Here is a 26,175-nt window from a genome sequence, read left to right on the forward strand (position 1 = left end):
TCAAATGTCAAAAGGATCTTAATTAGTTGACTGGTACGATATTTCCATCTTCGTCTTTAGTAACGAGGACGTATTTTCCATCGACTTCGATGTAAAAATTCTTGCTGGCAGTTTGTCCAGTGTTTTGAGCCGGTGCTTGATTTTGGACTTGTTGGCTTAGTTGACCACCCAGAGTTTGGCCAAGATTCATGCCCATAAACATGTTCATCCCATTGCCATTTCCTTCGTTTGCAGCTGCAGCAATAAGCGCTTCGTTGCGAGCACGGCGTTCTTCGATTTCAATCGTGTTGTACTTCATTGCCACGAGCTCGCTATCAAGCTTGCGAACGATATCAAGACTTTCTTGGTCGTAGCTGAGGTCCTCAAGCAAGATGTTAGTTGCTTCAATCCCGTAGAGACCTGTCCAAACCTTGTTGACCTCTTGTTTAGCGAGTTCGTTAAAGGTATCTTGATTAGCATTGAGGCTATAGATATCAACCTTGTTTTCGTTGGTATATTTGGCAATGGCAATCGCGATTTTCGGTGCGATATTTTGACGGAGCGTTCCTTGAGCTACATCTTGGAGAGTAAATGGCTGTCCGTCAGTAATTTGACGGCTAACAGAGCTCACGTAGAAGAGGACTGGATCTGCTATTTTTACATCAAACAAGCCATAGAAACGGATGTTGAGCAGTTGTTGGTAACGTTCGCTGAAGTATTCGACCGCATTTTGTGTGCCGAACTTATTGCCCGCGATGGGTTGCATGCGGATAAAGATAATTTCTTGTTGGGTGATGACTTGTCCACCAAAAGAGAAACGGTTTTTAAAGTTTTCCCAAGTGCCTTTTAAACCACCTTTTTCAAGGAGCCAGGCGTTATCACCAGCTTGCCATTCGTGGCTACCAGCTTCGAGGACTTCACCAAGGAAGGTACCATTGTTTACCAAAACAGCGGTATAACCTTGGGGAACGATAACCACACTGCCATCTGACAAAAGTCCAGTATTTTGATTGCTGTGACGAGAACGTCCATCTGGGTCTTTTGTGAGTAATTGACCCTTGACGGCCAAAGCGTCGCCAGAGACATTATCTGGAAGGACAATGGCTTCCTTGAATTTACTATCATTAAAACTATTTAAGCCTGCTGATAAGGCTGCACGTATAAATCCCATAATTCCTCCTAATTATAAAGCTCGTCTTCATCCACAACATCATAGGTATCGAGTACCCATTGGTTTGGACTGCGAGAGAGATTGGCACCACAGTAGTCGCACTCGCTAACTGCAGAGATTTTCAATGGGGCGCCACAGTTTGGACAGTGGTCGCTCACAACTTCGTCTGGATTGACTGCTTGCGTTTGGCTACCGTGTTGACGGATAAAGTTCAATTGATACACGGTGAAGAGATCTTTTTTAGGGTCTCCTTCAATGACACGACGAGTCTCATCGTCAATGACATAGTCTCGTAAAATTGATGATAGAATCACCACTAAGGTATCGTTTCCGTCAGGATTTTCAATAAACTCCTTGATGCGAACATTTTCGATACAAACTTTCTCTAAAACATTGGTTGTTTTAGCACGAATATGGTCTTCGAGTTGGGTGCTATGTTGAGAGTAGAGACTGGTACTTTCCAAAGCGCGGACAGAGTTCCAATTTTTCTCAGTCCAGGCAACCTGCAATTTAAGGTAGACTTCCTTAACCCAAGATGTGAAGGCTTCCGCGTCAAAGTTTGGATCCCCATATTTCACACGACTAATGGCCAGCGTGTTGTGTTCAACTCGACGATGGAGCGTTTGATAATCATTATTAGTGTAGGTTGAACTCGAATCTCCAGACTTATTCTGCAAGGATTTGACGATAACAACTAGTATGATTCCTCCGACTAATATGAACATAAATCCTAGATAGGGAGAGCTAGTAGAACTGTCAGAGGATGATCCGTATCCAGAGCGGTAGTAGTGGTAGGATGAGCCGCCAGAACGACTTCCACCTCCACTTGAGCGGCTACTACTTCTGGAGCTACTGCGGCTGCTCCCTCCACTTCTGGAATGTCCAACACCCGCATCAACGATTTGAGGCACGGATAGAAAAACAAGTAATAAACAGGTCATTAAAAGAGCGTAAAACTTTTTCATGTGTCTCCTAACTATATGATTGAAAAGGTAGAATTCTGCATTCGAATGATTATTAAACTATTTAATAACCTTTAAAAATCATCTAAGATATACTAGGCGTTATTTACTAGCATTTAGCTTCTTTATGGAATGGCGCTCGATGAGCCATCCCACAATCCATCCTATTGCCAGCAAGTAATTTTCAAAAGCACCGATAGCATTTACAGGAGAGTGATACTCCATATAATTGAGTAAGTGATTTGTTCCTATTCCAATTCCGCCAATAATGAGAGCAAGAAGTGCGATTCGTAGATAGAACCAATCGTATTTAATATTGACAGCGAGAATAATAATCAATACGGCTAAATTCCATATTCCAATTTCTCGTTGCCAACCAGCAGATATTCCATACCCGGAGTGACTTCCCATGTATGATGGAAAGAAAATTTGTAGTATAGAAGCGCCTAACATAGCGATGATGACTAAGACAAATAGCAATCGTAAAAATTTGTTCATTCATTCCCCTTGTCTCATTCTCGTTTTAAACGTAGAAAAAAGTGTATAAAGAGTAAATTACTCACTGTCTTTCAACTTCGCCAATTCCTGTGCAAGGAGTTTAAGGGCAACTTGTGGGTTGGCTTGGCCTTTGGTTGCCTTCATAAGGAATCCTGTGAAGGCCTTGTCTGCGTTACGTTTGCCTGACTTAAAGTCGGCAACGGCAGCTTCGTTATCCGCAAAGACTTGGTGGATGATTGGAATCAGAACATCTGGATCTGAGATTTGCACCAAGCCTGCTTTTTCCACGTATTCACGCGCGCCACCACCATTTTTAGCTAGGTGGACAAAGACTTTCTTGGCAATCTTAGAAGAGATCGTGCCGTCTTCGATGATGGCAATCATTTCTACTAAGTTTTCTGGTGTCAATTCGATTTGTTCCAGTGTTTTACCTTCGGCGTTCAAGAACTGAGCGACTTCACCTTGGAGCCAGTTAGAGACTTGTTTGGCATCACCACCGAGTGCAACAGCTTTTTCAAAGAAGTCAGAAGTGACTTTGTTTGCCGTCAACTGGCTAGCATCGTAGTCTGATAAGCCAAGGTCAGATACGTAGCGCGCACGACGTTCTTTTGGAAACTCTGGTAATTCAGTGCGCATTTCCTCAATCCACTCATCTGAGATTTCAAAGAGTGGTAGGTCTGGTTCAGGGAAGTAGCGGTAGTCTGCAGCACCTTCTTTGACACGCATGAGGATGGTTGCCTTGTTAGCTTCATCGTAACGGCGTGTTTCTTGGCGAATTTGACCACCTGAGCGAAGGATTTCAGCCTGGCGTTGGACTTCGTATTCGAGACCTTTGCGAACATTTGAGAAGGAGTTGAGGTTTTTCAACTCAGTCTTGGTACCGAATTTCTCTTGACCATAAGGACGAAGGGAGATGTTGGCATCCACACGCATAGAACCTTCTTCCATCTTAACGTCAGAAATGCCAGCGTACTGGATGACTTCCTTGAGAGCTGTTAGATAAGCATAGGCTTCTTCTGGGGAACGCATGTCGGCTTCAGATACGATTTCAATCAATGGCACCCCTTGACGATTGAGGTCAACATAAGAGTAGCCATCTGTACAGTGGGTGTTTTTACCAGCGTCTTCTTCTAGGTGAGCACGTTCGATACCGATTTTCTTAGTCGTACCGTCTTCTAGCTCGACTTCAATCCAACCATTATAACCGATAGGCTCATCAAACTGAGAAATTTGGTAGGCTTTTGGATTATCAGGGTAGAAGTAGTTCTTGCGGTCGAAGTGCATGTGCTTGTGGATGTCCATGTTGAGGGCAAGAGCGGCCTTGATACCAGCATCGACAACACCTTTATTGAGAACCGGAAGTACTCCTGGGAAAGACCAGTCAATCACGTTGGTATTGGCGTTTTGGTCATTTCCGAAGTGGGCAGAAGTTGGTGAGAAGATTTTTGAATTGGTGTTGAGCTCTACGTGGACTTCAAGTCCAATGACTGTTTCAAAGTTCATTAGTTGTCACCTCCAAAAATCACGGGTTGTTGTTTGTGGTAGTCTGTTGTCGCTTCAAAAGCAGCAGCAGCTTGGTAAATGGTTTCCTCAGAGTACTTAGGACCGATCAATTGGAGACCGACTGGGAGACCTTGAGAGAATCCAGCAGGAATTGAAATTCCTGGGAGGCCTGCCAAGTTGACTGGGATGGTCAAAAGATCAGCCAAGTACATGGCAACTGGGTCGTGGTTGAGGGAGTCCAAATCGTAGGCAACACTAGGAGCAGTTGGTCCCAAAATCAAGTCGTAATCCGCAAAGACGTTTTCGAAATCTTGAATGATGAGGGTACGGACTTGTCCAGCCTTTTTGTAGTAGGCATCGTAGTAACCTGATGAAAGACTGAAAGTACCTAGCATGATACGGCGTTTTACCTCTTCACCGAAACCTTGACTACGGCTGTTCACATAGATTTCATCAAGGTTGCTTGCATCTTCTGCGCGGTAGCCGTAACGGATACCGTCAAAACGTTGCAGGTTTGAGGAAGCTTCTGAAGAAGCTATAATGTAGTAAACGGCAACACCGTATTTAGAGTGAGGAAGACTGACTTCTTCGACAATGGCACCAAGTTTTTCAAAGTGTTTGGCTGCCTTGATAATGGTTTCTTTAACTTCTGGGTCAATTCCTTCACCGAGGTATTCTTTAGGCAAAGCAATTTTCATACCTTTGATGTCTTGACCGATTTTTGAAGTAAAGTCGGCAATGCGGACAGGAGCAGAAGTCGAGTCTTTAGTATCTTCGCTGGCAATCGCATTGAGCAAGAGGGCATTTTCCTTAACAGTTGGTGCAAAAGGCCCGATTTGGTCTAGTGAGCTACCGAAAGCAATGAGACCGAATCGAGAAACCGTTCCGTAGGTTGGTTTGAGACCAACAATCCCGTTGAAGGCAGCAGGTTGGCGGATGGATCCCCCCGTATCAGAACCAAGTGACAAGCGGACTTGACCTGAAGCCACAGCTGCGGCAGAACCACTTGATGATCCACCAGGAACCTTGCTGTGGTCCCAAGCATTTTTAGTTGCACCGTAGTGGGAAGTCTCACCTGATCCACCCATGGCAAATTCGTCCATGTTGGTTTTTCCGACAACAATCATGCCCTTGGCTTTTGCATTGGCAACGGCTGTCGCATCAAAGATAGGCTCGTAGTTGTAGAGCATTTTTGAGGCAGCAGTTGTGAGGATACCGTCGGTAGAGATATTATCTTTGACAGCAAGCGGAATTCCTGAAAGGACATTATCCGCGTCAATTCCAGCTTCATCAATAGCCTTAGCTTGCGAAAGGGCTTGTTCTTCAGCGATAGTGACAAAAGCGTTGATAGCTGCCTCGCGAGACTTGATATCTTCAAGCGTGGCTTGTGTCAATTCAGTTGCAGAAATTTCCTTAGAGACAAGGAGATTGTGCAAGTCTTCAATAGTTTTGTTATTAAAAGTCATTAGGCATCTCCTCCATCATCTAGGATAGCTGGTACCTTGATATAGTAGTTTTCTTTTTCAGGTACGTTTTTAAACAAGCGGTCACGGTCTGTTCCTTCTTCGGCCACATCAGGGCGGAGTACGGTCTTGCGGTCAGCCATGGTTGTAGTAGGTGCGACACCAGTTGTGTCGACTTCGCCCAGCAATTCAACCATGTCAACAATTTTAGACAAGGTTGTCGCAAAGGCAGCAGTTTCTTCTTCAGAGAATTTTAATTTTGAAAGATTGGCAACGTGTGTTACCTCTTCTTGCGTAATTTTCATCTTGCATCCTTTCGTGAAATGATGATTTTTAGTCTGTTCTATTTTACCATAATTTCCTATAAATAAGGGAGCCAAACTGAAAAGAAATAGAAATTGAAAAATCGCTTTTAATTCGCTATAATGGTTAAACTAGAGAATAGAAAAAATAAGAGTTAGGATAGAAATATGTTCCATCAATTTATCACCAGATCTCAAACGGTTCCTCCTCCCATTTCCCTCTTTTGGTATGGGATTATGATGATCCTATTAGTGCTTTGTATTTATGGAGCACTTGTTTATCACAAAAATTCGAAATTTGTCCGCTTGTTTAAGGGGATTCAGATCCTCCAGTTGCTAGCCCTATATAGCTGGTATGTTGGTTTTGGAATTCCATTTTCTAATAGCCTTCCATTTTACCATTGCCGTTTGGCTATGTTTGCGGTGGTTTTCTTGCCAGATAAATGGCGGAGCAAGCAATATTTTGCCCTCTTAGGAGCAAGTGGAGCGGTCTTTGCCTTGGTTTACCCGGTTTTTGACCCCTATGATTTCCCCCATATCACCAGTTTTTCATTTTTGATTGGGCACTATGCCCTTCTAGTGAATTCCTTGGTTTACTTGATGAATCACTATGACAAGACCTTGCTCAAGAAATATATGATTGTGGCCTATACCTTTATTCTCAATCTCTTTCTAGTTGGTGTTAATCAGGTGACAGGTGGAAATTATGGTCTCTTAAGAGATACCCCGTTTATCTCGAATGCTCCTCTATGGATAAAGTACCTCCTTGTGTCGGTCATCCTTTCACTGGCTCTTGTTCTTTTTGATATCTTGTTTAAGAAATGGTGGAAAAAGAGAAATCAGGTGCAATCTGTGCTCTAGCTTGCCTTTTCATCAGATGAGCAATTGAAAAACTCCCCAAAATCCGCTATAATGGAGAGTTGAAAGGAATGGTAAAATCCAATGTAAACATCATTCTTAGCTACTGAAACAACTAAAAATAGAAAATCAAAGAAAGAGAACTTATGACTATTCAAGAAGAAATTAAGAAACGTCGTACTTTTGCTATCATCTCCCACCCGGACGCCGGGAAAACAACCATCACTGAGCAGTTGCTCTACTTTGGGGGCGAGATTCGTGAGGCTGGTACGGTAAAAGGGAAGAAAACAGGGACTTTTGCCAAGTCTGACTGGATGGATATCGAGAAACAACGTGGGATTTCGGTCACGTCATCTGTTATGCAGTTTGACTATGATGGTAAGCGCGTGAACATCCTCGACACACCAGGACACGAGGACTTCTCAGAAGATACTTATCGGACCTTGATGGCGGTGGATGCTGCCGTCATGGTCGTGGACTCTGCCAAGGGTATCGAGGCCCAAACCAAGAAATTGTTTGAGGTTGTGAAGCACCGTGGTATTCCAGTCTTTACCTTTATGAACAAGCTGGACCGTGACGGTCGTGAGCCACTGGATCTCTTGCAAGAACTAGAAGAAGTCCTAGGTATTGCGAGCTATCCTATGAACTGGCCAATCGGGATGGGGAAAGCCTTTGAAGGCTTGTATGACCTCTATAACCAACGCTTGGAACTCTATAAAGGAGATGAGCGTTTTGCCAGTCTGGAAGAAGGGGATAAGCTCTTTGGAAGCAATCCTTTCTACGCTCAGGTTAAGGACGATATCGAACTGTTGCAAGAAGCAGGAAATGAATTTTCAGAAGAAGCTATTCTTGCAGGAGAACTGACGCCAGTCTTCTTTGGTTCAGCCCTGACCAACTTTGGGGTGCAGACCTTCCTTGAGACCTTCCTTGAGTTTGCTCCAGAACCACATGGCCACAAGAAAACAGATGGCGAAATTGTGGATCCTTATGATAAGGATTTCTCAGGATTTGTCTTTAAAATCCAAGCCAACATGGACCCTCGTCACCGTGACCGCATTGCCTTTGTCCGTATCGTATCAGGTGAGTTTGAGCGAGGAATGAGTGTCAATCTGCCTCGTACTGGGAAGACTGCCAAGCTTTCTAATGTCACCCAGTTTATGGCGGAAAGTCGTGAGAATGTGACAAACGCTGTTGCAGGAGATATCATCGGGGTTTACGATACCGGTACTTATCAGGTTGGAGACACCTTGACGGTTGGAAAAAACAAGTTTGAGTTTGAACCACTGCCAACCTTTACCCCTGAGATTTTCATGAAAGTTTCTGCTAAGAACGTTATGAAACAAAAATCCTTCCACAAGGGTATCGAACAATTGGTGCAAGAAGGAGCCATTCAGCTTTACAAGAATTACCAAACTGGTGAGTACATGCTAGGAGCTGTCGGACAACTCCAGTTTGAAGTCTTTAAGCACCGCATGGAAGGCGAATACAATGCGGAAGTAGTCATGAGCCCGATGGGTAAAAAGACCGTTCGTTGGATCAAGCCTGAGGACTTGGATGAACGGATGTCCTCAAGCCGCAATATCTTGGCCAAAGACCGTTTTGACCAACCAGTCTTCCTCTTTGAAAATGACTTTGCCCTCCGCTGGTTTGCGGATAAGTATCCAGATGTAGAGTTGGAGGAAAAAATGTAACTCAGCACCAACAATTAGGAACTTTAGTTCCTAATTGTTGGACGCTAGTCGCTATTTGGCGAACTAGCTAACTGCCTTACTAACTACGTTTGGCAAATAGAACCGATTTGCCAAACTCCGTGTCGTAGTGTAAAATCGGCTTACCTAAACGCTTCACTAGGAAAAATCCACGAATCGATAATATTCGTGGATTTTTCCGTTGTAACGGGTAGTGAGAGGGCTAGCAACCTGCCTCACTAATTCATCGGCGAAAAATAATCGTTTTCGCCTCTTCGTGTCGTAGATTACGGCTATTAATTAGTATGGCATTTTTCTTAAATGCGTTGTAAGAAAAGTCCGCGAATGCTTTCGATTCGTGGATTTTTTCGTTGGAAAGGATAGAAAGTTACCTCGGCTACCGGCTTCATTGATTCATTTGTGAAACTGCCTTTAAATACTCTACTCCTAAAAGTCTGTGGATGCTATTGATTCATGGACTTTTTCTATATTTTGAATAAAAATCAATTCCCTGAGTGATTGGAATTATTTGCTCAATTTTTAAAGCATATAGAAATGGTTAAAAAATAAATAAAATATATTAACAGAACAATAAAATGAAGATTATATTGAAAAAACAGAATAGATTTGAAATCAAGTTATTTTTGAAATCATTTTCTTTCTTTAGGATATATTATAGATATTGAATTGTCGGTATATTTGGTATATAATAAGAAGATAGTATTTTATAGGTGAATAAATTCTTTTTCATATAGAGGGAAGTAACATGTTTTTTAGACGCCAGAAGGGTGAATATAGAGAAACAGACCGTGTAACTCGGTTCAAATTAATCAAATCAGGGAAGCATTGGCTACGGGCCTCGACTTCCCTTTTTGGCTTATTTAAGGTGATGCGTGGAAGTGCGGATGCGAGCCAAGTAAAGACAGAAATGGTTGAAAAGCAAGGAGGTCAGAAGTTGACCGGCTTGGATGTCTTGAAAGGGATAGCAGCTACGGGTACGATTTTAGGTGGTTTTGCTGCGACGCAAACGCGTGTTTATGCCAATGATGCAGTCGCTGTTGAAAAGACTGTCGAATCAAAAGATACCCTGGCGACGAGAGATTCAGTAGTGCTAGGGACGACACAGGATCATCAAGATGCTGCTAGCTTGTCTTTGTCTACCAGTCAAAGCCAGTCATTGTCAGAATTCAATTCGCAGAGCGCCAGTCAATCTGCCTCTACGAGCCAGTCTATCAGTGCCTCAAACTCTTCTAGCGTGAGCCAGTCGATGAGCCAATCTGCTTCCACTAGTCAATCCTTGGCAAACAGTCAAAGTGTAACTGCTAGTTCAAGTGAATCCCTTGGGACACAAAATCAAGCGAATAGTAATCTGTCAGAGAGAGCTTCAGTTGGTGTTCAAAGTCAGTACCAAGCAAGTGAGTCAGCTCGGGAGACAGTGAAAGAATCACAACCTTCGAAAGAATTAAAAGCAGTTGATTTTTCTACAGAATCCTTGCCTCAAAGTCAGTCTGGTCGTGTAAAGAATGAAGGTGTGACGGCTGAATCGAGTTTCACAATGACTTCTGTAGCCTTGACAGAAAAGCAAAGTGAAGAAAAACGGAAGAAATTAGAGGCCTTGTCTGCTGAGATTGGGCAGTTTCTAGCTCAAGCTCAGGGGCTTCCAAACTCGGATGAGGCGATCACGAAGGCTAGTCTAGCGAAGAATGAGATAGCAGAAGTCTTGAAAGGGGAAGCTTCTGACCTTGCCCCTATCCTACAAAAAGCTATAGAAGCTCGAAATAGTATTGCAAATGCTGTGTTACGTGCCAAGTCTGGACTTCGTGACAGCAGAAACGGACAAGCTTTGACCCAAGCTTCAAATACCGCTAGCTTCAGAGCTGCTAGGGATACAGAGAAGCCAGAACTTCAGAAAATAACCGTTACAGGTGGCGCAGTTCTAGAAGGACAAAAATTTAAAATTTATCGAGAAGAAAATTTTTCTGCGACCATTGAGTTTACTGATAACAGTGGTCGAATTGAACATGCAAAATTTGTTCCTACTGCTGTTCCCGCGGCCTATCCGGCTACTTCAACTGTTGTCTCATTCACTACGAGTAATGGTCAAAGTATCAGCATGATTGTTCCGACAAATAAACTAGCCAAAGATGGAAATGCTACAGCATCAAATCCTTTCACCGTTTCAATCACGGGTTCTGTTGGAAAAAATCAAGCAGTAAATAGTTTGTGGACCCGTTATGTTTTCACCTATGATCAGGAAGGTAATTTTAGCGGAAATACTACTGACGTAGGTCTTGTAAAAGATTTAACAGCCAACCCTGCCGCAATTCAATTTGAAGTCCATGCTCAGTCTGAAAAGTACGAACCAGCTATCAATGCTGAGGTGAATCGAAACTTTACTCTAACGGCCAATTCAGGGACTGTTTCTGTTGGTGAAGCCAGTCAGTACATCACGAATGCTACAGGGACACCAGAATTACCTACTACAGGAATTACTAAGGGAACTAGAACAACCTATACTTGGAAATCTGGAACCAATACGAATTTGTCTGCTGGTCGGCATACTTTGACAGCGGTGGTAACTTATCCAGATGGAAGTACGGATGAAATTGACGTGAGCTTTACTGTGCGCCCTCAGACGCCAAGGATAGAGAATCAATATCTTAACGAAAAAGGTGGGCTCTCAAATCAAGCGATTACGGTAGATGGGGTTGCTCCAGATGGGACTGTTACTCTTACAATTGCAGGGGAGACGTTCACCAAACAAGCAACGGTGAGCTCGACTAGTGTAACCTTTACTGCAAATGAGCTGAAGAAGGTATATGATCGTAATGGAGGACGACTTCCTAGTGGACCGGTGACTGCAAGTACGACAGTGGATGGTTTGGTTTCAGATACATTTAATGGACAAATCACGCCAAATCAAGCGTCAATTTCAGTAAGTAATAGCCAGTCTGCTTCAGCAAGTGCTAGTCAATCCGCCTCAGTAAGCTCCAGCCAATCTGCATCATTGAGTGCTAGTCAATCCGCCTCAGTAAGTTCAAGCGAATCTGCATCTGTAAGCTCGAGTCAATCCGCTTCAGCGAGCTCGAGTCAATCTGCATCATTAAGTGCAAGTGAGTCAGCATCAGTAAGTGCTAGCCAATCCGCTTCAGCGAGTGCAAGTCAATCAGCATCAGTGAGCGCAAGTCAGTCTGCCTCAGTAAGCTCGAGTCAATCTGCATCATTGAGTGCCAGCCAGTCAGCTTCGGTAAGTGCCAGCCAATCCGCTTCAGTAAGTTCGAGCCAATCCGCTTCAGTGAGTGCCAGCCAGTCTGCGTCCGTAAGCTCAAGCCAATCCGCTTCAGTGAGCGCAAGTGAATCAGCATCATTGAGTGCAAGTCAGTCTGCTTCAGCGAGTTCGAGTCAATCTGCATCTGCAAGTGCAAGTCAGTCAGCGTCAGTGAGCGCAAGTCAGTCTGCCTCAGTCAGCTCAAGCCGATCTGCATCAGTAAGTGCCAGTCAATCCGCTTCAGCCAGCGCGAGCCAATCCGCTTCAGTCAGCGCTAGCCAGTCTGCATCATTGAGTGCCAGCCAATCCGCATCATTGAGTTCGAGTCAATCTGCATCTGCAAGCTCCAGCCAATCAGCCTCATTAAGCTCGAGTCAATCAGCATCAGTAAGTTCGAGTCAGTCCGCTTCAGCGAGCGCCAGCCAATCAGCTTCAGTGAGCTCAAGTCAATCAGCTTCAGTGAGCTCGAGTCAGTCAGCATCGGTAAGTTCGAGCCAATCCGCTTCAGCGAGCGCGAGTCAATCAGCTTCAGTGAGCTCAAGTCAATCAGCATCGGCAAGTGCCAGTCGATCAGCTTCAGTGAGCGCAAGTCAGTCAGCATCGGTAAGTTCGAGTCAATCAGCTTCAGTAAGTGCTAGTCAGTCAGCATCTGCAAGCTCGAGTCAGTCAGCTTCAGCCAGCGCGAGCCAATCCGCTTCAGTGAGTGCGAGCCAGTCAGCCTCAGTAAGCGCTAGTCAATCTGTTTCAGTAAGTTCGAGCCAATCAGCATCAGCGAGTGCGAGTCGATCAGCTTCAGTGAGCGCAAGTCAGTCTGCCTCAGTCAGCTCAAGCCGATCTGCATCAGTAAGTGCCAGTCAATCCGCTTCAGCCAGCGCGAGCCAATCCGCTTCAGTAAGCTCGAGCCAATCAGCTTCAGTGAGCGCTAGTCAGTCTGTATCGGTAAGCACAAGTGAGTCAGCTTCAGCGAGCGCCAGCGAATCAGCCTCAGTAAGCACAAGCGAATCGGCATCAGTCAGCGTTAGCCAATCAGCTTCAGTCAGCGCCAGCCAATCCGCTTCAGCAAGTGCCAGCGAATCCGCTTCATTGAGTTCGAGCCAATCAGCGTCCGTGAGTGCTAGTCAATCAGCGTCAACGAGTTCGAGCCAATCAGCATCATTGAGTGCAAGTGAATCGGCCTCAGTAAGCTCGAGTCAATCCGCATCAGTAAGCGCAAGTGAGTCAGCCTCAGTAAGCTCCAGTGAATCCGCTTCAGTCAGCTCGAGCCAATCTGCATCATTGAGTGCTAGTCAATCGGCTTCAGCCAGCGCAAGTGAGTCAGCATCATTGAGTTCGAGTCAATCTGCATCATTGAGTGCTAGTCAATCTGCCTCAGTAAGTTCGAGTCAATCGGCCTCAGTAAGCTCCAGCGAATCAGCTTCAGTGAGCTCGAGTCAGTCCGCTTCAGCGAGCGCAAGTGAGTCAGTCTCAGCCAGCGCTAGTCAATCCGCTTCAGTGAGCGCAAGTGAATCTGCGTCAGCCAGCGCTAGCCAGTCCGTATCGGTGAGTGCTAGTCAATCAGCCTCAATGAGCGCTAGTCAGTCTGCATCAGTAAGTTCGAGCCAGTCCGCATCAGTAAGCGCAAGTGAGTCAGCCTCAGCCAGCGCAAGTCAATCTGCGTCTGCAAGCTCCAGCCAGTCCGCATCAGTAAGCACAAGTGAATCGGCTTCAGTAAGTGCCAGCCAGTCCGCTTCGGTAAGTGCTAGTCAGTCAGCGTCAACGAGTGTGAGCCAATCTGCCTCAGTAAGCTCCAGCGAATCTGCTTCAGTGAGCGCCAGTCAATCAGCTTCAGTGAGCTCGAGTCAGTCTGCATCGGTAAGTTCGAGCCAATCCGCTTCAGCGAGCGCTAGTCAATCCGTCTCAGTAAGCTCAAGCCAATCCGCTTCAGTGAGCGCAAGTGAATCAGCATCAGCGAGCGCAAGTGAATCTGCTTCCGTAAGCTCTAGTCAATCCGCATCAGCGAGCGCGAGCCAGTCTGCCTCAGTAAGTTCGAGTCAGTCCGCTTCAGTGAGCGCAAGTGAATCTGCATCAGTGAGCTCGAGTCAGTCCGCGTCAGTCAGCACTAGCCAGTCAGCATCAGTGAGCTCGAGTCAATCAGCCTCAGTAAGTGCAAGTGAATCTGCATCAGCGAGCTCGAGTCAATCAGCGTCAGTGAGTGCCAGCCAATCCGCTTCATTGAGTGCCAGTCAATCAGCCTCAGTCAGCTCAAGCGAATCTGCATCAGTTAGCTCAAGTCAGTCAGCTTCATTGAGTGCAAGTGAATCCGCCTCAGCCAGCGCAAGTGAATCTGCATCAGCCAGCGCAAGTCAGTCTGCTTCAGTCAGCTCAAGTGAATCAGCTTCAGCAAGTTCGAGCCAATCAGCTTCAGTGAGTGCGAGCCAGTCAGCATCTGCAAGCTCGAGCCAATCAGCCTCAGCGAGCTCCAGCCAGTCAGCTTCAGTGAGCGCAAGTCAGTCTGCTTCAGCGAGCGCTAGCCAATCAGCCTCAGTAAGTTCAAGCGAATCAGCCTCGGTAAGCTCTAGTCAATCAGCCTCAGTAAGTGCAAGTGAGTCAGCTTCAGTAAGTTCGAGCCAATCAGCCTCAGTCAGCTCAAGCCAATCAGCTTCAGTGAGCTCGAGCGAATCCGCGTCAGTAAGCTCGAGTCAATCCGCTTCAGCGAGCTCGAGCCAATCTGTATCGGTGAGCTCAAGTCAATCGGCTTCAGTGAGTGCGAGCCAGTCAGCTTCAGTGAGCGCAAGTCAATCCGCTTCATTGAGTGCTAGTCAGTCAGCTTCAGTAAGTGCCAGCCAGTCAGCGTCCGTAAGCTCAAGCGAATCCGCTTCAGTAAGTTCGAGCCAATCAGCGTCTGCAAGCTCAAGCGAATCCGCTTCATTGAGTACGAGTGAGTCAGCCTCAGTCAGCTCCAGCCAATCTGCTTCAGTGAGTTCGAGCCAATCAGCTTCAGCGAGCGCAAGTCAATCAGCCTCAGTAAGTTCAAGCGAATCAGCCTCAACGAGCGCTAGCCAATCAGCTTCAGTGAGTGCGAGCCAGTCAGCGTCCGTAAGCTCAAGCGAATCCGCTTCAGTAAGTTCGAGCCAATACGCATCATTGAGTGCCAGTCAATCCGCCTCAGTAAGTTCGAGTCAATCCGCCTCAGCGAGCTCGAGCCAATCCGCATCATTGAGTGCTAGTCAATCCGCCTCAGTAAGTGCTAGTCAGTCAGCTTCAGCGAGTTCGAGTCAGTCAGCTTCAGTAAGTGCCAGCGAATCCGCTTCAGTAAGTTTGAGCCAGTCAGCTTCATTGAGTGCCAGCCAATCAGCATCGGTAAGTTCGAGTCAGTCCGCATCGGTGAGTGCGAGTGAGTCAGCGTCAGTGAGCGCAAGTGAGTCAGCATCTGCAAGCTCGAGCCAATCCGCGTCGGCAAGCTCCAGCCAGTCCGCTTCATTGAGCGCCAGTGAATCCGCTTCAGCCAGTGCCAGTCAATCCGCTTCAGTGAGTTCGAGCCAGTCTGCATCATTGAGCTCTAGTCAATCCGCTTCAGTCAGCTCAAGCCAATCCGCTTCATTAAGTGCCAGCGAATCGGCTTCAGCAAGCTCCAGCCAGTCAGCATCGGCAAGAGCAAGTGAGTCAGCCTCAGCGAGCGCCAGCCAGTCCGCCTCAGTCAGCACAAGTGAGTCTGTATCGGCAAGTTCGAGTCAATCCGCTTCAACAAGTACTTCAACTTCTGCAAGTATGCTAGGAGCCGAGTTGGCGTTGGAGAGTGCTTCGATTTCAGCAAGTACATCAGTGAGCGAATCTATTTCAACGAGCGCATCACTCTCAGCTAGCATGTTCGCCAGTGAATCGACTCTAGCAAGTACTTCGATTTCAGCAAGTGTGTCAGTGAGCGAGTCTGCGTCGATTAGCGCTAGTCTCTCGACTTCAGATTCTATTAGTAGATCTGCGTCAGCAAGTGCTCTGGTATCTACTTCAACAAGCACCTCTCTCTCAATGGCCAGCATTGCAAGCCAAAGTCAATCCGCTTCAAGCAAGCCGAAACAAGTCTTGCCAAATACAGGAGCGTCGACTTCGGTAGCATCTGCTTTGTTGGGAGCATTGACAGCTGTGACAGGTATCGGTCTTCTTGCCAAGAAGAGTCAGAATGACGATCAAGAAAGTCATTGATAAGATATAAAAATCAATGAATAAATAGTAAAATGGAAAACCTTTGAAAACATGATTTTTCAAAGGTTTTTTCTATATGTGAGAAGGGGGAAATCCTCTTTTGAGTTTGAAATAAACTAGGGGAAAAGGTATAATAGGAAGGTGAGATAATCATCGAAAAAATCAGAACTATAGTAGTAGAAAAGTAGCCAAAAGAATGTGAAAAGAAAAGGGGACGAAATGAAAAAAGAGCTTCAAAAAGCCATTGTACTCGGTGGTGATAATGCATATATGGACAAGATTGAGACAACAATCAAGTCAATCTGTGCCCATAACCGAGCAGTGACTTTTTATGTTTTCAATGATGATTTGCCATCTGAATGGTTTCAGCTCATGGAGAGACGTCTAGAGCCTCTAGCCTCAAAAATCGTCAATGTCAAGATTAGTCATCATGGCTTAAAGGAGTATCATCTTCCCTTGGCTCATCTAAGTTACGCGGCTTACTTTCGTTATTTTATTCCTCAGTATGTCAGCGAAGACCTAGCCTTGTACCTGGATTCGGATATCATCGTTAGATCAAACCTAGATCAACTCTTTTTAGAAGATATGGTGGACTGGCCGGTAGCTGCTGTAGCAGATGCTCTAGTTCCTAGCACTTTTAATTCTGGTGTCTTGCTGATTAATGTTGCTCTCTGGCGTCAAGAAAAGGTGACGGAGCACTTGTTGAGCTTGACAGACCAACTGCATGACCAAGTTTTTGGTGATCAGGGCGTGTTAAATCACCTTTTTGAAGGTCGTTGGAAATCGCTGCCAGCTACCTATAATTTTATGGTTGGTATGGATACAGTGGCTCGAAATTACCAGATGGATTCTTGGTATAGGGACTCTCTTGCTACTGAGAAGACAGCCAAGATTATCCATTATACAGGGGACAAGCCTTGGTACCAAATCAACCTCAATCGTTTCAGGGAGGACTGGTGGTTTTACTACGGACTAGAGTGGTCTGATATTGTCATGAAAAAATGTGATTTCCATAAAGGATTGGCATCTTTAGTTCAAGCTCCCCAGTATGCGACCGCTATTTTTACCAATACGTGTCACATAGAGCAAATCGAACACCTGATCCAAGAACTGCCCGATGTAGAGTTCTCTATCCTAGCTCATACCAATTTTGCGCCGGAAATCATGAACTTGCAATCGCATCTGAATGTACGCCTCTATCCTTACTTTAATCCCATGAATGTCAAAAAAGTCTTGGAAAAGATTGACTTTTACTTAGATATCAATCATGAGGATGAAATTGCAAACATTATCCAAGAGGTGCAGCAAAGAGAAATCCCTATATTTGCTTTTGAGACCACTAGTCATGACTTGAGTGGTTGCAGTCATGTCTACTCACCAGCAGCCGTAGATCAAATGATCGAGTCTATCCGCACGCTTTTGGAATCACAGAAGCAGTCGTTGTAAACTGAAGGAAACTAAATGAAAAAAACAATTGTTCTCGCAGGAGATTATGCCTATATTCGTCAGATTGAAACAGCGCTCAAGTCTCTCTGCTATCATAATAGCCATGTCAAGGTCTATATCTTTAATCAGGATATTCCCCAAGAATGGTTCCGCGCTCTCAGGCCGATAGTAGAGCAAATGGGCGGTGAGTTAGTGGATGTCAAGATGCTTGGCGCCCAATTTCAGATGAACTGGAGCAATAAACTGCCCCATATCAATCACATGACCTTTGCCCGTTACTTTATCCCTGATTTTGTCGAAGAGGACAAGGTTCTTTACTTGGATAGTGATTTGGTTGTGACGGCTGATTTGACTGCTCTCTTTGAAATGGACTTAGGCGAAAACTACCTTGCTGCTGCACCATCTTGTTTTGGAGTTGGGGTTGGCTTTAATGCAGGTGTACTCTTGATCCATAACAAAAAATGGCGGGCAGAAGCCGTGAGACAAGAGCTAGTTGAGTTGACGGAGCGGGAACACCAACATGTGAGTGAGGGAGACCAGTCCATCCTCAATATGCTCTTTCATGACAGCTATGCTCCTCTGGATCAGAACTATAATTTCCAGATTGGTTTTGATAGTGGGGCTGCCTCACATGGACATGAATTTATCTTCCAGATTCCCCTAGAGCCCCTGCCAGCTATCTTGCATTTCCTCTCTCAGGACAAACCTTGGAACACTCATTCGGTTGGGCGTTTGCGTGAGGTTTGGTGGCACTATCATCTGATGGAGTGGTCTACCATTACTGAAAAATGGCGTCAGGCTGGAATTGACTATCCAGTCACAGTCTATCAGCCAGTTATGTCTTGTGTTAATTTGACTAACTCCTGGCATCTTGAGAAAATCGACTATCTGGTTCAAGCCTTGCCAGAGTTGCATTTCTACATTGCAGCCTATACGACGATGGCACCTGAACTCATGCTCTTGTCACGTTTTGAAAATGTTACTCTCTATCCTAACACCTTCCCTCTCTTGGTTGAGAAACTGGTTCAGCAGACAGATGTCTATCTTGATATTAACCACGATGACAAGTTGAGTGTTGTTTATGACTATATTTCACGCTTTGAGAAACCAATCTTGACTTTTGACAATACCCAGTCCCAGGAACTAGCTGAAAGTGCCTATGCGGGTATCTTCTCAGCAGAAAGACCAGAAGAAATGGTGGCTACTTTGAAGGTTTATCTGGACGAGAAAACTCACGAAAACTGAGATAGAGATTTGAAGATGCTAAGATAAAAAGGCTGGATTGGTCCCGTATGACAGGACAATTGAAAGATAAAAAGAAAAGGAGGAGCTAGTGAAAGAATTTCGTTCATCGATAGCAGTAAAAAAAGGGATGCGCACCCTATTTTTGCTCTTTATTTATGTGCTCGGGAGTCGTCTGGCTCTTCCTTTTGTTGACCTCAATAGCCGGAATTTTCTCGGAGGAAGCGCAGCCTATCTGGACTTTTCAGTAGCCCTGACTGGTGGAAATCTTCGTAGCCTCTCTCTCTTTTCAATCGGACTTTCCCCTTGGATGTCAGCTATGATCTTGTGGCAGATGTTTTCCTTTTCAAAGAAACTGGGCTTAAACTCGGTTTCTTCGGAAGTCCAGGATAGACGGAAAATGTACTTGACGTTAGGGATTGCCTTGATTCAGGCCTTGGCCTTGACGACAAACCTCCCTGTCCAAGCTCCCTACAATCCCTTCTTGGTCTTTCTCCTCAATACCAGCCTTTTGGTTGCGGGGACCTTCTTCTTAGTTTGGCTGTCAGACATCAATGCGTCTATCGGAGTTGGAGGCCCAATCGTTATTTTATTGGCGAGTATGGTGGCTTCACTCCCTCAGGACATCATCCAATCGGTCCAAGTTCATAAGATATCTCCTCGGCTGCTTTTCCTATTGGTAGTGCTTGGTGTCCTCTTTACCTATCTCGTCGTTCTCTTTTTCAGAGCTAGATACCGCATCCCTATCAATAAAATCGGGCTTCATTCTCGCTTTAAACGCTATTCCTATCTGGAAATCATGCTCAATCCTGCAGGTGGCATGCCTTATATGTATGTGATGAGTCTCATGGGCTTGCCTTCTTATCTCTTGATCTTGCTTCAACATCTGGATAAGGGCAATCCGCTCTACCCTGCCATACTGGAGCAGTATGCGATGGGGAAACCCTTGTGGATCTACGCTTATATCCTGATCCTCTTTGTCTTTAGCATTGCCTTTGCCTTTATCAATGTGAGTGGTCAACAGATCGCAGATCGGATGAAGGAATCAGGAGATTACATCTACGGGGTCTATCCTGGTGAGGATACCAGTCGCTTTATTAATCGCTTGGTTCTGCGATTTGCTCTGATAGGTGCAGTCTTTAACGTTACCTTGGCTGGACTTCCGATCTTGTTTGTCTTGAAGGATGAGAGTCTGTTAAAAGTCAGCATGATTCCTGGACTCTTTTTAATTTTGAGTGGTATGTTGTTTACGATTCACGATGAACTGCAGGCGCTCCGACTAAATGAAAGGTATCGGCCACTATTCTAGGAGGTTTTGATGTATTACTTTATCCCAGCTTGGTATGGCAAGGAGCGTCCCTGGCATGCTGATTTGACACCCTGGTATTTTTCTCATTTTAAGCTAGAATTTGATGACACCTTCAATCAGATTCGCTTGATGCAACACCAAGGGGTCCCTGCACAGGTCCTCCTTTTGTCCTATCAGCCTCATCTTCGCTATTTTCTCCATCGCCAAGGTATTTTAGAAGCACAAGTTTATTCCTTATTTGATGAATTGCAGGATTTTCATGAGATTCGACCGCAGGTCTTGCAGCTCAGAGATATTGAGTGGGAAGAGGACTGCGAGTTTGTTTACAGTCCCTTTACCATTTTAGTTTTGAGAAATGGAAAGCCCTATGCTCAGGTGGAGCATGGGATTGAAGGTTTTATCAGTACGATTCAGTATTTCAAGGAAGATGGGCTCTTGTCTGCTAATTACCTGATGGATGATCGGGGGCTGGTTTCCAGTGTGATTTACTACGAAGAGGGTCAGGCTCTCTACCAAGACTATCTCAATCCCAAGGGACTGTGGCAGTTTAGAGAGCACTTGCAAGATGGGGGGCGTATCGAAGTCAATCCTATCTTTGCTTTTCGATTCCAAAAAGAGGCTTACCGAGATATGGGAGAATTGATTGCGGAGTTTTTTGAGAAGAAAATAGCTCAACTCCCTGAGGAAGGAGCGACCTATTTTCTGCCTGCTTGTGATCAGCACAATGACTTCCTTTTAGAACGATTGCCTCACCAAACCACTAAGGTTCTCAGTCTTTTTATCGGACGAAATCCTCAAGAGCAATTACCTCAGTTGGCGAATTTGTTGTCTAAGGTGGACCTTGTTCTAGTCGACAGAGAGGACACCTTGCGCTTGGCTCAGTCTGCCTTTTCAGAACAAGCAACGAAGTTTCGTCATTTATCACCTTTTGATACCCGCTTGGAGCTAGGAAAGAGTCAGACTCGGAAGGAGTCTATCCTCTACTATCAACTGGACTTTGAGCAGGGGATAGAGGACCAAGCGCTCTATCAGGTCTTGCATTTCCTTTCTGAAAACAAGGATACGGAGTTGGTCTTTGGAGCCTTTGCTGCTAGTCAAGAAGAAATGAAACAGCTGGAAACACGTGTTTCTGAGATGGTTGCAGAGCAGTTTCAGGACCAGGAACTGGAAAAGGAAGTTGATTACCAAGGCGCTGAAAATCCGCTTGAGGACAATCGCCATCAGAGCAAGCGCTATTCGTTTGTCAATATGAAGGATGAATCGGAGTTAATCAAGCAGCTGGAATTTGTTCGTTTGATTGTCGATTTGAACAGTCAACCTCTTCTTTATACCCAGATAGCGGGGATTAGTGCTGGTATCCCTCAAATCAATAGGGTCAAAACTGAGTATGTCAGCCATCAGAAGAATGGCTATCTGTTGGAAAACACTGCTGATTTTGCGCAAGCTGCCCATTACTATCTCGATAGCCTGCAGGTGTGGAATGATGCTCTGATCCATTCCATTGAAAAGATAAAGGAACACACTGGCGAGCAATTCCTAATCAAGCTAGAAAAGTGGTTGGAGGAGGTGACTCATGGAAAAGAAATATAAGATCTTGCAAATCGGTCCAGAGGATTGGCGAGAGACACTTGCCCTACCAGCCCAACTAGACTGGTATCATGTTCCTCCTAACACACCGTCTGCCATCCAGAAAATTATGGATGAGAAAAATTTGGAGCACTTTCATGCTGTCATTCTTACGGATGGGGCTTATCTAGTAGATTTGTTGCCTTTTGCATCTAGCTTGGAACCCTATACGGTTTTCTATCCAGAACAGTTTGCAAGCCAGGATGAAGGTCTTCAAAATCTCATCAGACAGCACTGCATGCAAGCGATGGACCTGTCAGACCGACAGGGCTTTGTTCGAGACCTTTCCACCTCCCTCTTTGAAGGTGGTTATGGAGACAAGCTGAGTCCAGCTACGATACGGATTCACCCGAGTTTTCAAGGCTCTGTCTCCTATCAAGGATTTGAGCATCTGAAATTAGAAGGAGACTTTGGCAAGACCTATACCCAGCTAGCCTCTTGGGCCTATAATCAGACCGTCCAAGCCCATGCGCCAATCGAACTCTGGCTCGAATATGAAAAGAGTGGACCAGTGGAATTGCGCTTGCGTTTGCGAAAAATCCCAGCAGGATCCGTTTCAGAGATTAGACAGGACATTCTCCTTGAGGAAGCAGACTTTGCCTCAGCAATCATCGTGGAACAAGACTATGATGCTTATCTGAGCATTTCTCTTGAAGCGCGTGGCCAGGGAAAGGTCAACATCGGCAATCTCCACCAACGCTGGAGCCGGAAACAGTTTGGAAAGTTTGTTCTCGGAGGCAATATCCTGCATGACAAAAAACGTGAGGAAATCAACTATTTCTTTCACCCGGGGGATTTCAAGCCTCCTCTAGCAGTCTATTTCTCAGGTTACCGTCCGGCGGAAGGTTTTGAGGGTTACTGGATGATGAAGAATCTCAGATGCCCCTTTCTCCTCTTTTCGGACCCTCGATTAGAAGGAGGAGCCTTTTACCTAGGAACTGAGGAATTAGAAGATAAAATTCAAGCAACCATCCAACACTATCTAGACTACCTAGGCTTGGATAGAAGTGACTTGATCCTATCTGGCCTGTCAATGGGAACCTTCCCCGCCCTCTATTATGGCTCTCACTTTGAGCCCAAGGGAATCGTAGTCGGAAAACCCTTGACAAATCTAGGAACCATCGCACAGCGGGGACGGCTAGAGGCGCCAGGAGTCTTTCCAACTAGCTTTGATGTTTTGCACCTTCAGACAGGAGGAGTGAGCCAGAAAGACATGAAGGACTTGGATCAACGTTTTTGGACCCGATTTAAACAAGCTGATTTTTCCCAGACGACCTTTGGTCTTTCTTACATGAAGGACGAGGATATGGATAGTGGAGCCTATGACCAACTAGTGGAGACACTCTGTCAGACAGGAGCCAAGATCTTGTCGAAAGGGACAGCAGGTCGACACAATGATGACACAGGAACAAACGTTGCTTGGTTTATTCATTTTTATAAGATGATACTAGAAGAATACGGAAGAGGTGAGACATGATTATCATCAAGAGAGAGGATATTAGGTGGGGCGAGATGGGAGCCACTTATCTTTACGGTAGCCAGATCACCTATCATGCAGATGGTCATGTTACCCTGAAAAATCCTTTGCTGGCTTCAGGTGAAACCCTTAAAACCTGGTTTTCCAGTGTCAACTACCAGGCTACTAGAAACCAGCCCAGCCTCCCTCTTCTTAAGAAAAATCACACCTACCGTCTCTCTATGAAGATGCAGGTTCAACCGACCAATGGCCTCTATCTCAAACTGACCTTTTTAAACCGTTATGAGGAAATCATCGAGGAGAAGATTGAAAGACAATTTTCTTTTATCTTCACCTATCCTGAAGCGGCCTACACCTACCGCCTTTCCTTGATTAGTGCAGGTTTTGAGGCTCTTGACTTTGTTTCGTTTTCTATTGAGGAGGATGCTGGTGTTTAATCATTTGTATCAGGAAAGACAACTGAGAAAGGTCAAGAAGCTTGTAAGCCAAATCAACGCTCTCAAAGAAGAGATGGCAGCTCTCAGTGATGAGGAAATGGCTGCAAAGACAGAGGAGTTTCGCCAGCGCCTTGCCCAGGGAGAAACCTTAGATGAGCTATTGGTAGAAGCCTATGCCCTTGTCCGTGAGGCCGATAAACGGGTCTTGGGTCTCTTTCCCTATGATGTGCAGGTCATGGGAGCCATTGTGATCCACCAAGGAAATGTGGCTGAGATGAATACGGGTGAAGGCAAGACCTTGACTGCAACCATGCCCCTCTACCTCAATGCCCTAACGGGAAAGGGCAGCATGCTGGTCACGACCAATGACTATCTGGCTAGACGGGACGCAAGTGAAATGGGCCCAGTCTACCAATTTTTAGGTCTAACTGTCGGTCTGCCCTTTTCAGAGGATCCAAAAGAGGACTTGACTGCCGAAGAGAAAAGAAAGATCTACACCTCGGACATCGTCTACACAACCAATAGTGTACTGGGCTTTGACTATCTCAATGACAATCTTGCCTCCACTCGTGAGGGGAAATTCCTGTCTCCCTTTAACTATGTCATCATTGATGAGATCGATGATATTCTACTCGATAGTGCCCAAACTCCCTTGATTATCGCAGGTTCTCCCCGTGTCCAGTCTAACTATTATGGGATGATTGATACCCTAGTGACGACCTTGGTTGAGGGAGAGGACTACATCTACAAGGAAGAAAAAGAGCAGGTTTGGTTGACACGAAAGGGGGCCCAGACGGTTGAAGGATTCCTAGGAATCGATCATCTCTATAAGGAAGAGTACGCCAGTTATGTTCGACATCTAGTCTATGCGCTCAGAGCTCATACGCTCTTTACCAAGGACAAGGACTATCTGGTTCGAGGTCAAGAGATGGTTTTGCTGGATAAGAGCACAGGTCGCCTGATGGAAATGACCAAACTTCAAGGCGGTCTCCATCAAGCCATCGAAGCCAAGGAACATGTGAAGCTCTCTCCTGAAACCAGAGCCATGGCTTCAATCACCTACCAGAGTCTCTTTAAAATGTTTCGCAAAATCTCAGGTATGACAGGAACGGGAAAGGTGGCAGAGAAAGAATTTTTCGAAACCTACAATATGGCTGTCATTCGCATCCCAACCAATCGCCCACTTAGGCGGATTGACCATCCGGACAATCTCTATGTGACCCTCCCTGAGAAAGTGTATGCTTCTCTCGAAGCTATCAAGACCTACCACGCCAAAGGCAATCCACTCCTGATCTTTGTCGGATCTGTAGAAATGTCCCAGCTTTATTCGTCCTTGCTCTTGCGAGAAGGGATTTCCCACAATGTCCTCAATGCCAATCATGTGGCGCGTGAAGCCCAAATCATCGCAGAGTCTGGACAGATGGGGGCAGTGACCGTTGCGACTTCTATGGCAGGTCGGGGGACAGATATCAAACTCGGTCCAGGGGTAGCAGACTTGGGTGGATTGGTTGTGATTGGTACCGAGCGAATGGAGAGCCGACGGATTGACCTGCAAATCAGAGGGCGTTCTGGTCGCCAAGGGGATCCGGGTATGTCTCAATTTTTCGTGTCGCTTGAAGATGATGTGATCAAAAAGTTCGGGCCGTCTTGGGTTCATGACCTATATCAAGACTATCAAGTAGAGGACATAAGACAATCCAACCTACTCAAGACTAGCAAGTACCGCAATCTCGTCAGAAAAGCCCAAGAGGCTAGTGATAGTGCCAGTCGCTCTGCACGCAGACAAACCTTAGAGTATGCGGAAAGCGTCAATATCCAGCGTCAGATGATCTACCAAGAAAGAGATCGTTTGCTGGACGGAAGCCGTGACCTGGAAGATATCCTTGAGGATATACTGGCAGACTATACCAAACAAATCTCAGAAAAAGCCTATAGCAGCCCCCAAGAACTCTTTCACTTCATCGTGACCAATATTAGCTTTGGGATGAGAGAGTTACCAGATGATTTGGATTTAGCTGATGCAGATCAGATTCGGGAGTTACTAGAGGAAATAATAGCCAAGGAAATCGCAGCTAAAAAGGAAGTCCTCCAACCTCACCAGCTCTATGATTCTTTTCTGAGAATATCTATGCTCAAGGCGATTGATGACAACTGGGTTGAGCAAGTCGACTACCTCCAACAGCTCAGTCTAGCAGTCGGGAGCCAGTCTGCTTCTCAAAAGAACCCTATCGTAGAGTACTATCAGGAGGCCTATGCTGGCTTTGAAACCATGAAGCAACAAATCCGTACAGATATGGTACGCAATCTTCTCATGGGGATTGTGGAAGTAACGCCCAAAGGTGAGATTCTCACCCATTTTCCATAAAAAGAGGATCATATGACAATTTACAATATAAATCTAGGAATCGGTTGGGCGAGTAGTGGTGTCGAATATGCCCAGGCCTACCGAGCAGGGATTTTTAGAAGTTTAGACCTAGCATCTAAGTTTATCTTTACCGACTTGATTTTAGCAGACAATATCCAGCATTTAACGGCCAATATCGGCTTTGCGGATGACCAGGTAATCTGGCTTTACAATCATTTTACAGATATCAAGCTAGCACCGACCAGTGTTACAGTTGACGAGGTCTTGGCCGCTTTCGGTGGCCTTGAGAGTCATAGGGAGCAGGATGGCAAGGTCTTGCGCGTCTACTTTTCAGATGAGGATAAGTTTGTGACCTGCTACTTGGTAGACTCGGCTAAGAATCTGGTACAGCATGCAGAGTAT

The 26,175-nt window shown here is 45.6% G+C and carries 16 protein-coding genes and 1 pseudogene; 11 read left to right on the forward strand and 6 right to left on the reverse strand.

What is annotated here, in order from left to right; genetic code table 11:
• Nucleotides 1-22: 22 nt before the first annotated feature.
• From O3622_RS08420 to gatC, 6 genes are all read right to left on the reverse strand, one after another.
• On the reverse strand, nucleotides 23-1,150 hold the full coding sequence (locus O3622_RS08420; RefSeq protein WP_000505819.1) for an SPFH domain-containing protein: 1,128 nt from the start codon (nucleotides 1,148-1,150) through the stop codon (nucleotides 23-25).
• An 8-nt stretch (nucleotides 1,151-1,158) separates the two neighbouring features.
• Nucleotides 1,159-2,115: a zinc-ribbon domain-containing transport protein gene (locus O3622_RS08425; RefSeq protein WP_044021281.1), complete on the reverse strand. Its 957-nt coding sequence runs from the start codon at nucleotides 2,113-2,115 to the stop codon at nucleotides 1,159-1,161.
• Nucleotides 2,116-2,214: 99 nt separating this feature from the next.
• Nucleotides 2,215-2,610 carry a hypothetical protein gene (locus O3622_RS08430; RefSeq protein WP_001032000.1) on the reverse strand — a complete coding sequence of 132 codons (396 nt, stop codon included), beginning with the start codon at nucleotides 2,608-2,610 and terminating at the stop codon, nucleotides 2,215-2,217.
• 57 nt (nucleotides 2,611-2,667) lie between these two features.
• Entirely contained in the window at nucleotides 2,668-4,113 is a 1,446-nt protein-coding gene (gene gatB / locus O3622_RS08435; RefSeq protein ID WP_371607334.1) for an Asp-tRNA(Asn)/Glu-tRNA(Gln) amidotransferase subunit GatB, read from the reverse strand.
• The gene (gene gatA / locus O3622_RS08440; RefSeq protein ID WP_371607335.1) at nucleotides 4,113-5,579 is read right to left on the reverse strand and encodes an Asp-tRNA(Asn)/Glu-tRNA(Gln) amidotransferase subunit GatA; all 1,467 of its coding nucleotides are present in this window, start codon (nucleotides 5,577-5,579) and stop codon (nucleotides 4,113-4,115) included. Before gatA ends, gatB begins: the two co-directional genes overlap by 1 nt.
• On the reverse strand, nucleotides 5,579-5,881 hold the full coding sequence (gene gatC / locus O3622_RS08445) for an Asp-tRNA(Asn)/Glu-tRNA(Gln) amidotransferase subunit GatC (protein WP_000705412.1): 303 nt from the start codon (nucleotides 5,879-5,881) through the stop codon (nucleotides 5,579-5,581). The genes gatA and gatC overlap by 1 nt, the downstream gene beginning before the upstream one ends.
• A gap of 165 nt (nucleotides 5,882-6,046) precedes the next feature.
• Between gatC and O3622_RS08450 the strand changes: the two genes are divergently transcribed.
• The 11 genes and pseudogenes from O3622_RS08450 to O3622_RS08500 all read left to right on the forward strand — a co-directional run.
• Nucleotides 6,047-6,739 carry a TIGR02206 family membrane protein gene (locus O3622_RS08450; RefSeq protein WP_371607336.1) on the forward strand — a complete coding sequence of 231 codons (693 nt, stop codon included), beginning with the start codon at nucleotides 6,047-6,049 and terminating at the stop codon, nucleotides 6,737-6,739.
• Nucleotides 6,740-6,882: 143 nt separating this feature from the next.
• A complete protein-coding gene (locus tag O3622_RS08455; RefSeq protein WP_045617612.1) occupies nucleotides 6,883-8,427 on the forward strand; it encodes a peptide chain release factor 3 in 1,545 nt (514 codons plus the stop codon).
• A 763-nt stretch (nucleotides 8,428-9,190) separates the two neighbouring features.
• Nucleotides 9,191-15,871 carry an accessory Sec-dependent serine-rich glycoprotein adhesin gene (locus tag O3622_RS08460; protein WP_371607337.1) on the forward strand — a complete coding sequence of 2,227 codons (6,681 nt, stop codon included), beginning with the start codon at nucleotides 9,191-9,193 and terminating at the stop codon, nucleotides 15,869-15,871.
• A gap of 219 nt (nucleotides 15,872-16,090) precedes the next feature.
• Nucleotides 16,091-17,317 (forward strand): glycosyltransferase, encoded by a 1,227-nt coding sequence (locus O3622_RS08465; RefSeq protein ID WP_371607338.1) that lies wholly within the window; start codon nucleotides 16,091-16,093, stop codon nucleotides 17,315-17,317.
• A 15-nt stretch (nucleotides 17,318-17,332) separates the two neighbouring features.
• Nucleotides 17,333-18,562 carry a glycosyltransferase gene (locus O3622_RS08470; protein WP_268703082.1) on the forward strand — a complete coding sequence of 410 codons (1,230 nt, stop codon included), beginning with the start codon at nucleotides 17,333-17,335 and terminating at the stop codon, nucleotides 18,560-18,562.
• An 88-nt stretch (nucleotides 18,563-18,650) separates the two neighbouring features.
• Nucleotides 18,651-19,868 (forward strand): accessory Sec system protein translocase subunit SecY2, encoded by a 1,218-nt coding sequence (gene secY2 / locus O3622_RS08475; protein ID WP_371607339.1) that lies wholly within the window; start codon nucleotides 18,651-18,653, stop codon nucleotides 19,866-19,868.
• 9 nt (nucleotides 19,869-19,877) lie between these two features.
• Entirely contained in the window at nucleotides 19,878-21,458 is a 1,581-nt protein-coding gene (gene asp1, locus O3622_RS08480) for an accessory Sec system protein Asp1 (RefSeq protein WP_084860246.1), read from the forward strand.
• Complete coding sequence (gene asp2, locus O3622_RS08485) at nucleotides 21,442-22,971, forward strand: accessory Sec system protein Asp2 (RefSeq protein ID WP_268711527.1); 1,530 nt, start codon at nucleotides 21,442-21,444, stop codon at nucleotides 22,969-22,971. Before asp1 ends, asp2 begins: the two co-directional genes overlap by 17 nt.
• Nucleotides 22,968-23,408 (forward strand): accessory Sec system protein Asp3, encoded by a 441-nt coding sequence (gene asp3, locus O3622_RS08490; RefSeq protein ID WP_268711526.1) that lies wholly within the window; start codon nucleotides 22,968-22,970, stop codon nucleotides 23,406-23,408. Before asp2 ends, asp3 begins: the two co-directional genes overlap by 4 nt.
• Nucleotides 23,395-25,773, forward strand: coding sequence for an accessory Sec system translocase SecA2 (gene secA2 / locus O3622_RS08495; RefSeq protein ID WP_371607340.1), 2,379 nt, complete (start codon nucleotides 23,395-23,397; stop codon nucleotides 25,771-25,773). The genes asp3 and secA2 overlap by 14 nt, the downstream gene beginning before the upstream one ends.
• Nucleotides 25,774-25,785: 12 nt before the next feature.
• Nucleotides 25,786-26,175, forward strand: a pseudogene (locus O3622_RS08500) (accessory Sec system glycosyltransferase GtfA); the annotation flags it as partial.

Source organism: Streptococcus sp. 27098_8_51 (assembly GCF_041432205.1).
Taxonomy (GTDB): Bacteria; Bacillota; Bacilli; order Lactobacillales; family Streptococcaceae; genus Streptococcus.